Origin of the sequence: Pseudomonas sp. GW531-T4 (assembly GCF_017349615.1) — a bacterium.
GTDB lineage: Bacteria > Pseudomonadota > Gammaproteobacteria > Pseudomonadales > Pseudomonadaceae > Aquipseudomonas > Aquipseudomonas chlororaphis_I.
The window spans coordinates 1-1,072 of the sequence record NZ_JACMZT010000088.1 but is presented as its reverse complement, the minus strand read 5'-3'; the positions used below and the strand labels follow the sequence as shown (position 1 = coordinate 1,072).

The following is a 1,072-nucleotide window of genomic DNA, read 5'->3' as shown; positions in this document are numbered from 1 at the left end:
GGTCAGGCTGACGGTCGACGTATCGATGGTGTCAGTGACATCAGTCACGGCTGGTGTGGTGCTCGGAACCAGGTTCTCGAAATTACCGCCAGCGGTCTCTTTGATGCTGACTTCAACCTTGCCAGCGTCTTTGTACACATCGTCAGCTGGGGCAGCGACGGTGACAGAACCAGTAGTAGCGCCCGCTGCGATGGTGATGATCGCACCGTTCGACAGGGTTACGGTCACTGGCGTACCAGCGGCATTGGTCAGGGTCGCGGTGTAAACGATCGATCCACCTTCAGCGACGGTGTCGGTCGCAGTCAGGCTAAGGGTGGTGGTATCTGGCGTATCAGTAACCGAGGTCTCGGCAGGCTTGCCGTCGACATCCAGCTTCTCGTAGTTGCCGCCGGTTGCACCGGTAATGGTGGTGCTCAGGGAGCTGCCGCCCGCGAGAGCATCGTTGGGTGCCGTGAAGTTCACAGTGCCGGAAGACTCGCCCACCGGGATGGTGATGGTTTGGCCGTTGGACAGGGTCACGATTACTGGCGAACCAGTAACCGGCGCGGTCACGGACGCGGTGTAAACCACGGTGCCGCCTTCGGCCACAGACGGAGTAGCGGTCAGCGAAACAGTCGACGTATCGATAGTGTCGGTGACATCAGTCACAGCAGGAGTGGTACTTGGAACGAGATTCTCGAAATTACCGCCAGAGGTCTCTTTTATGCTGACTTCGACTTTGCCAGCGTCTTTGTAAACGTCATCCGCAGGGGCGGCGACGGTCACGGAGCCGGTAGTAGCACCGGCGGCGATAGTGATCACTGCACCGTTGCTCAGAGTTACGGTTACCGGAGTCCCGGCTGCATTGGTCAGAGTCGCGGTGTAAACAATGGACCCACCCTCGGCAACAGTGTCAGTCGCTGTCAGGCTCAGATTGGTGGTGTCCGGAGTATCGGTAACCGAGGTCTCGGCAGGCTTGGCGTCGACGTCCAGCTTCTCGTAGTTACCGCCCGTTGCACCGGTGATGGTCGCGCTCAGGGAGCTGCCGCCTGCGAGGGCATCGTTAGGTGCCGTGATATTGACGGTGCCGGAA

The 1,072-nt window shown here is 59.5% G+C and carries 1 protein-coding gene; it reads right to left on the bottom strand.

Annotation, left to right across the window (positions count from 1 at the left end; all coding sequences use genetic code 11):
- Window positions 1–1,072: immunoglobulin-like domain-containing protein (locus J4D28_RS30300; RefSeq protein WP_207246529.1), on the bottom strand; the 1,072-nt coding region annotated here is incomplete at both ends.